We start from the raw sequence: 7,644 nt of genomic DNA on the forward strand, positions 1-7,644 counted from the left end.
ATAGAAAAAGGCGATGCACATACATGCATCGCCTTTTTTTATTTTATGATTTTTTGTTGGTTATTATAGAGTCCTATTAAAAGGCTATTTCCTTTATTATCGACTTTAATTCCTCCAAATTTTGCTTGCTCATATCTTTGAGCATGACCTTCCTGAAAAAAGAAAGACTCTGCACCAATGTTTAGATTGTTCCTGTTGGATTTTGTATAATTAATCAAAAATTCAACGTTATTCAATGGCGTCGTATGCTGTTGGACGCGTACTCCTTGTGCTATGTTCTTTTCATTTAATCTGACCACAAGATAGCCTCGCAATGGAGCTTCTTGTGTGTCAAGGCTATCTGCTATGCTATATCTCAATTGCATATAATCACCTTGCATAAGTGATCTTGGATCTATGGGAGATAATTCTAACAGGATCAGTTTTCCATTCTTAAGGATGTTTTCTTTTTGAATTATGGTGAAACTAAAGTAAGCTATGATGGCAATTAAATTTGCCGCGATGATCCAGTTTTTATATGTTTTCATTCTTGACTTTCTTTGAATTTATGATATAGTAAATGACTAGAAACACGAGTCCAGATAGCATTAAAAATATGGATTTGGTCAATAGCGAAAAGTTTAGGTTGTAGTAGAAATGCGATAGAAAAAATAATAATGCAATTATTCCTAAATAAAGACCAAATTTATATTGATAATAGAAACAAAATAGTATGAGCACTATGGCTCCTGATATCCCGGGATTAATAATTGTTGAAGCGAGTATGAAGGTGACGAATATATAAATTAATATTTGGGTATTAGACTTTACAGTATCAAATTTTGCTATGATTTTGTGCACGATAAATAAGGTTGCAAATGAATATATGATCGATAATGCGTACAATGCGATGGCTGAGGTATTGAAAGGTGATGCTTCAGTCTCAAAATGTGATAGTACAATAAACGCTGTTGTTGCTATTGTCGAAAGTGCGAGCGCAACTCGTATAGGTTGATAGAGTCTACTGATGAGGTTTCGTTTGGAAAGGATTGGTGCTTCTTGTGTCAAGATATAGATTAACGCGGCTATGAGTACCATGTTGATTAGTGCGATAAAGATTAGATTGTCCGAATTATGACTGGTCAGTGCTATGCATGAATAGATGATAAGAAGTATGTTTAAGAGAGACATGAGATAACGCTGTACTATAGCTAACGTGCATAGATTAATCATGAGGCATGCGATGAGCATATTATTGATATCATCATGATCTAAACCATAGATCAACATCCATCCACCCACAACGTAGCAGGTGATACTCGCAGTATCTATGATGATGCTGTTGTATTTTTTAACGCACCATAATGAAAGAATGAGTAATATGGATCCGCAGATCATTACATTTAATTTGTCATCGAGTAGGTGTAGTGAAAATAAAGCGGCTAAAAAACATAAAACACTGCTGATCACTCCGAGTATAGATAGTATTTTTATGGTTATGTTTGATCTGTTTTTATCTAAATGTGCATACTCAGCTAATACGTTATCTGTATTGATTTGAAAAGCGGGCTCACTGTCTTTACTTAGTCTTTCTATTTTATCTCTTATTGCCTGTTTATTTTCCATTGGTCCATTTTAATTGAAGATTTAATAAAAATTTAATAACTGCTGTTACACCCATAATAAATAAGATACTGATGATAAGGAATGCGATGTCATCATTATAAATTTCCAGGATGATACAATTGATCATGATCAATAAGCTGAAAGCTATAGAGCCAATAAAAAATGTGCTTTTGTTTGATAATGCATATCGTATACTGTATAAGTAAAAAGCAATTGTGCCACAGATCAAAAGTGTGCCTTGTTGGAGTTTGGAGTCGAAGATCACGAAACAGATGCCCACAGTTGCAATCGTAGTAACTGCTAGTGCTAACGTATTTCTAAACCACAGGGGAATGTCTGCTTTGTCGTATTTATTTAATGTTAGTAATGCTATGAGTGCCAGACCATCGATGAAAAATAATAGGGTGGTTAAACTTATTGAGTCAAAATTGTTAGACACCTGTTCGTTGAATAAAACGATTGTAATATTGGTCAGCACTATAAATAGTAACCAAAGGGGATAAAAATGAGTGATAATAACCCAAAGTGTAATGAATAGCGTCCATGCCAGAAAAAAGTCGTAGGCATTGGCTCCTGTTTGATATATTTGACCAAAAACTGCAAATAGGACTCCTACTAACATTGCAGCCGCAGTTATTAGCATCTTTTTATAAATTTCTTTGATCCGCAACTGAATGGCGCAGATGATACTGGCAGCCAATAGTAAGAGTATTATGCCTATTTTGATAAATTTATTGAGTTCAGCCCAATTGAAAGCAAAGAAAAATACAATTCCAGATACGACAAATCCCAATCCCAAAGTCAATAAAAATAGATCTAGAAACTTTTTCCAATCTTTTGGTTTGGCATAGATATATTTTTCTAATAGTGATTCGATTTGTTTTTTTGACCGATTACTGTGCTTACTGGTAATCATGATATCTTCCCGATCTATTTTTTCCATTTATAAATTTAATAATAAATAGTGGTAATTATCGGCTGTGTTTTTTTGATGCATGGACAGCATTGGAAAGGAGAATTCTTGTTTTGCTATGCGTTATTTTGGTTTTCCACATGAGTTATTAACATTATGTTGATAACTCATGTGGAAAACCCACTATTGCTCTTAATCTGCTAAAATGAAAAGAGCTCGTATATGTTAAAATAAACGAGCTCTTCTATATCTAGGTTTCAAAAGGAATTTACCAGCGTATTAAAGCTGATCCCCATGTAAATCCAGCACCAAAGGCTGCTAGACAAATGAGATCCCCGTCTTTTATTTTGCCAGCTTCCCATGCTTCACACAAGGCAATTGGGACAGATGCAGCTGTGGTATTTCCATATTTTTGAATATTATTAAATACCTGATCGTCATTGAGCTTAAGGGTTTTTTGAATAAACTGTGAAATCCTCAAATTTGCTTGATGGGGAACTAATAGGTCAATATCTTGTGTAGTTAAGTTATTTTTAGTCAATGCTTCTCCGATTACTTCTGGAAATTTTACTACCGCTTTCTTAAAGACGGCTTGACCATCCATTACTGGAAAGGCAGTTCCATCTTCCAACATCTCTGCTGTCATGAGCATTCCTCCGAGTTCTTGTTCAGGCCATGTTGGTTTTTCATCGAGCCAAATTCCTCCTGAAGCACCTGGATAATACATGGCTAATTTTTCAGCATCTGCACCATCAGCGTGTAAATGTGTACTTAATATTCCCTTACTGGCATCTTCTGTCGGTTGAAGTACAACTGCTCCTGCTCCATCTCCAAATATAACCGACACATTGCGACCTCGTGTCGAATAGTCCAAGGCAAATGAATGTTTTTCTGAACCAACTACTAAAATATTTTTGTACATACCTGTTTTGATAAACTGATCGGCTACAGATAATGCATATATAAATCCTGAGCATTGGTTTCGAATATCCAAAGCTCCGACTTCTTTCATTCCCATTTCTCTTTGAAGCAAGACCCCACAACCCGGGAAATAGTAGTCTGGCGATAATGTTGCAAAGATGATGAAATCAATTTCTTCGGCAGTGGTATTGGCACGCTCAATGGCTATTTTTGAAGCTTCGACCGCCATAGTTGTAGTCGTTTCGCCAATGCGATCGGCATATCTTCTTTCTTTTATACCTGTTCTTTCTTGAATCCACTCATCGCTAGTATCCATAAAACGAGTTAAATCTTGATTGGTATAAACATTTTTTGGTACATAGTATCCTATACCTGCAATTTTGGATTGAAACATGTGCTTATATTTATGTTAAGTTCAAATTAAGTAAAATTACGTAATTTTTGAAAATTAAAGTACTTTTGTAGCATGAGTACAGAAACTGCACAAGAAACCTATTCCTTGTCCGAAATTTTAGCTTCCGTTAAAGATTCCAACCGACTAATTCTTTGGAATGATGATATCAATACGTTTGATCATGTTATTTTTTGTATGATGCATCATCTTCAATATTCAGAACCAGAATCCGAAAGGATTGCATTCATAGTTCATAATGAGGGTAAGTGTGCTGTCCTAGAAGGGTCGATGACTGAAATGGAAGTGTACCGGAAAATTTTGAAGGCAGAGGGCTTGACTGTTTCTGTAGAATAATTTCTATGGTGTGTTTGCTACCTGATTGCATTAAGTAATAAAGTGGTTACGAGTCGTTTTTGTTCAACAAAAAAATACATTTTTGTAAGATTACTGCTTACAATTATATTATGCTCTCTAAAAATCACACCTATTCCTTTGCTTTTTTAATCACTATTTTATTCTTTCCTATATGGGCTTTTGCTCAATCTGGTAAAATATCTGCCATACTGGTGGATGAAAAAACTGGTGCTACTGTCCATTATGCTAGTGCCACTTTGCTTACGGGTACAGCCCAAGCTTATTTAAAAGGCACTCAATCTGACGATAAGGGTCTCATTACTTTCCAAGATGTCCCAGATGGTACTTTTACCTTGCGTGTTACGTATGTTGGCTACGCTGACCTCATAAAACCTAATATTGTTGTTTCGAATGCTTCAAATTTAAATCTTGGCAAATTGATGCTCAAGTCTTCTGGTGAATTGCTAAGTGAGGTTGTGGTAGAGGGAAGAGTTCCGGCGATGCAAATTGGGATTGATCGTAAGGTATTTAATGTAGGAGAGAGCTTGGTCAGTGCAGGTGGTACTGCAACTGATTTATTGGCCAATGTACCTACATTGCAGGTCGATCAAGATGGTACGGTTAGTCTTAGAGGTTCTAATGTGAAGATATTGATCGATGGTAAGGAGTCTGCAATGGCAGGTAATGATGTGACGGCTTTATTACAGAGCTTACCGGCGAATTCCATTGATAAAGTGGAGATTATTACGAATCCTTCTTCTAAATATGATGCCGAAGGACAGACGGGCATTGTGAACATTGTCTTGAAAAAAAATATACGGACGGGTCTGAATGGTGCTGTTAATGCTTCGGCAGGTTCTTATGATAACTACATGGCTGGTCTGACCCTTAATTATCGGGACAAGAAGTTTAATTATTTTGGAAGCTATAATTTCAACCGCCGTAATATGGTGGGTAGCGGTAAGGTGGATAACACTTTATTAGATAATAATAGTCGCATCTATAATGAATCTGAGTCTTCTCGTAAAGGGAAGGGACATAATGTTAAAGCTGGAGTGGATTATAACATAACGGATCATACTACCGTGGGGCTTTCTGGTAATATGAGCATCCGTAATAATGACCGTTCTGAAGATCTGAATTATCAATATTTCAATCACCCTACACTTATAGGTACTAGTAATCGTACTTCACGTCAATTTGAAGATGACTTTGCGTACGACTTGAATTTTGATTTTAGACATCAATTTAAACGATCTGGTGAAGAATTGACGGCTAATGCTAGCTATGGAAATGATAAAGAGGATGGAACAAATGATTTCGTACAAGAGTTTAGTGGTCCCACTCTGGGTAGCGGTCGTAAAAATGTGACTTCTGAAAACGGAAAGGTGATCAACTTACAAGCTGATTATGTTTTACCTTTTTCTGAGACCAGTAAGTTTGAAGCTGGATACCGGACGCAGATCAGAAAATCTTTTGATACGCAGTTTTCAGATACGTTGGTTGTAAGTAATGGGGATTATCTGCCCGATTATAAGATCAGTAATGATTTTGACTTTACAAGTACCGTTCATGCTTTATATGTGAATTATCAGAATAAATTAAGCAAAAGGATTGGTTATCAATTGGGATTACGTGGCGAGCAGTTTGAATTAAAATCAACTTACTTTTCAAAGGATCCTGACGTACTTGATAAAGAAACAAATGCTAATCAGGATTTCTTTCGCTTGTACCCGACTGTTTTCTTGACGTACGATCTGGATGATAATGGTGATAATAAGTTGCAGTTGAGTTATTCTAGAAGAGTGCAGCGCGCCAGAGGGTGGCAGATCAATCCATTTCCTGATGTGACCGATAATATGAACCAACGCCAGGGTAATCCAAATCTGAAACCTGAAGATGTACATGCTTTTGAGTTAAGCTATGCAAAAACTTTTGGTAAAGTAAACTTGGTCAGTTCAGCATATTTTAACCATACCAATGAAGTGATTCAACCTTACGTATTCTTTGTGGATTCAAATAGTGTGACTTACAGTAAATGGGAAAATTTAACAAGCCGTAATTTATCTGGTCTTGAATTTATTGCTAAAGTAAATGCAACAAAAGATTTTGATTTTACATTCAACCTGAACTTGATCAATACCAATTTTAAAGCGAATGACTTGTACCAGTTGCCCAGTAGGAAGGGATTTTCTTATAATTCTAATTTAACCATGAACTATAGGATGACACCAACATTTTCTGCACAGGTTAGAGGCGAATATAATTCTTCTCGAGTAATGGCTCAAGGTAAGATGAATGCGATGAAAGGTATAGATGTAGCTTTGAAAAAAGACGTCTTTAATAAGAAAGCTTCTGTTATGCTGAATGTACGTGATGTATTTAATTCTAGAAAAATGGAAGGGTATACGGAGACACCGAAGTTGATTTCTAATTTTGAAAGACGCTGGATGAAAAGGATGGTTACTTTGTCAGTTTCGTATCGATTCGGAGGCCAGGATTTAACAAAGTCTAAGAAAAAGGAGACCAATACAAATGAAATATCCGGAGAAGAATATTAAGATATATTCTTGATTCCGATGATTTTTTTTTAAATTTAATCCATATAAATACTAGATATGAAATTAAGAACAATCGTTTTAGCAGCTACTATGCTCGCGGGTACTGCAAGTGTGGGTACTGCTGTCGCACAACAGAAGAAAGAAGTCCCTGCATATAAGGTTTTGGATCTACCAAAGGTAGATTTGAAAAATTTTAAAAAAAATAAGCAAGGTGCATATATCATTTTCGACGGTACTTCCATGACCGGATGGAGAGGTTATAATAAAACCGTAGTTCCTAAAAAATGGACTGTTGATGAGGGTGCCATAAAATTTGATAGTAAGGCAAATGTTGGAAATGATGAAGGTGGAGATTTAATTTTCGCACACGATTTTAAAAATTTCGAATTGGAGTTGGAATGGAAAGTTGCGAAGGGGGCTAATTCGGGTATTTTCTTTTTAGCGAAAGAAATTGAAGGTCAACCGATCTATATTTCAAGCCCTGAATGTCAAGTGTTGGATAATGAAAATCATCCTGATGCGAAGATGGGTGTGGATGGTAATCGTAAATCAACATCTTTGTATGACATGATTCCGGCGAAGCCACAAAATGGCAAGCCATTTGGTGAGTGGAACAAAGTGAAAATCGTTGTGAACAATGGCAAAGTTGAACATTGGCAGAATGGTGTCAAAGTGGTCACCTACACACTTTGGGATCAATCTTGGATTGATTTATTGCAGAAAAGTAAATTTAGTGAAGCAAAATGGCCTTTGGCGTATGAGCTCTTGAAAAATGTTGGTGGTAAAACCAAATCAGGTGTGATTGGATTCCAAGATCATGGTGATGATGTTTGGTTTAAAAATATTACCGTAAAAAAACTATAATCTCATTTTAGATATAAACAAAGAGCGAGCTT

At 36.0% G+C, this 7,644-nt stretch carries 7 protein-coding genes; 3 read left to right on the forward strand and 4 right to left on the reverse strand.

Annotated elements, in window-relative coordinates:
* Positions 1–38 precede the first annotated feature (38 nt).
* From B3P23_RS01645 to B3P23_RS01660, 4 genes are all read right to left on the reverse strand, one after another.
* Positions 39–527, reverse strand: coding sequence for a GDYXXLXY domain-containing protein (locus B3P23_RS01645; protein WP_293923990.1), 489 nt, complete (start codon positions 525–527; stop codon positions 39–41).
* Positions 514–1,605: a DUF4401 domain-containing protein gene (locus B3P23_RS01650; protein ID WP_293923993.1), complete on the reverse strand. Its 1,092-nt coding sequence runs from the start codon at positions 1,603–1,605 to the stop codon at positions 514–516. Before B3P23_RS01650 ends, B3P23_RS01645 begins: the two co-directional genes overlap by 14 nt.
* Positions 1,595–2,548 (reverse strand): DUF2157 domain-containing protein, encoded by a 954-nt coding sequence (locus B3P23_RS01655; protein WP_293923995.1) that lies wholly within the window; start codon positions 2,546–2,548, stop codon positions 1,595–1,597. The genes B3P23_RS01650 and B3P23_RS01655 overlap by 11 nt, the downstream gene beginning before the upstream one ends.
* 238 nt (positions 2,549–2,786) lie before the next feature.
* Complete coding sequence (locus B3P23_RS01660) at positions 2,787–3,833, reverse strand: 3-oxoacyl-ACP synthase III family protein (RefSeq protein WP_293923997.1); 1,047 nt, start codon at positions 3,831–3,833, stop codon at positions 2,787–2,789.
* Between the two features lie 72 nt (positions 3,834–3,905).
* Between B3P23_RS01660 and B3P23_RS01665 the strand changes: the two genes are divergently transcribed.
* The 3 genes from B3P23_RS01665 (at position 3,906) to B3P23_RS01675 (ending at position 7,612) form a co-directional block, all read left to right on the forward strand.
* Positions 3,906–4,187, forward strand: coding sequence for an ATP-dependent Clp protease adaptor ClpS (locus tag B3P23_RS01665; protein ID WP_293924000.1), 282 nt, complete (start codon positions 3,906–3,908; stop codon positions 4,185–4,187).
* Positions 4,188–4,297: 110 nt separating this feature from the next.
* Positions 4,298–6,748, forward strand: coding sequence for a TonB-dependent receptor domain-containing protein (locus B3P23_RS01670; protein ID WP_293924003.1), 2,451 nt, complete (start codon positions 4,298–4,300; stop codon positions 6,746–6,748).
* Positions 6,749–6,805: 57 nt separating this feature from the next.
* Positions 6,806–7,612, forward strand: coding sequence for a 3-keto-disaccharide hydrolase (locus tag B3P23_RS01675; protein WP_094771362.1), 807 nt, complete (start codon positions 6,806–6,808; stop codon positions 7,610–7,612).
* The last annotated feature ends 32 nt before the right edge of the window (positions 7,613–7,644 follow it).

Origin of the sequence: Sphingobacterium sp. UBA6320 (assembly GCF_002440335.1) — a bacterium.
Classification (GTDB): Bacteria; Bacteroidota; Bacteroidia; order Sphingobacteriales; family Sphingobacteriaceae; genus Sphingobacterium.

Excerpts from the sequence above, each read along its gene's own strand:
- B3P23_RS01660 (WP_293923997.1), bottom strand. The coding sequence starts at position 3,833 with ATGTTTCAATCCAAAATTGCAGGTATAGGATACTATGTACCAAAAAAT.
- B3P23_RS01675 (WP_094771362.1), top strand. The coding sequence starts at position 6,806 with ATGAAATTAAGAACAATCGTTTTAGCAGCTACTATGCTCGCGGGTACT.
- B3P23_RS01665 (WP_293924000.1), top strand. The coding sequence starts at position 3,906 with ATGAGTACAGAAACTGCACAAGAAACCTATTCCTTGTCCGAAATTTTA.
- B3P23_RS01650 (WP_293923993.1), bottom strand. The coding sequence starts at position 1,605 with ATGGAAAATAAACAGGCAATAAGAGATAAAATAGAAAGACTAAGTAAA.
- B3P23_RS01670 (WP_293924003.1), top strand. The coding sequence starts at position 4,298 with ATGCTCTCTAAAAATCACACCTATTCCTTTGCTTTTTTAATCACTATT.
- B3P23_RS01655 (WP_293923995.1), bottom strand. The coding sequence starts at position 2,548 with ATGGAAAAAATAGATCGGGAAGATATCATGATTACCAGTAAGCACAGT.
- B3P23_RS01645 (WP_293923990.1), bottom strand. The coding sequence starts at position 527 with ATGAAAACATATAAAAACTGGATCATCGCGGCAAATTTAATTGCCATC.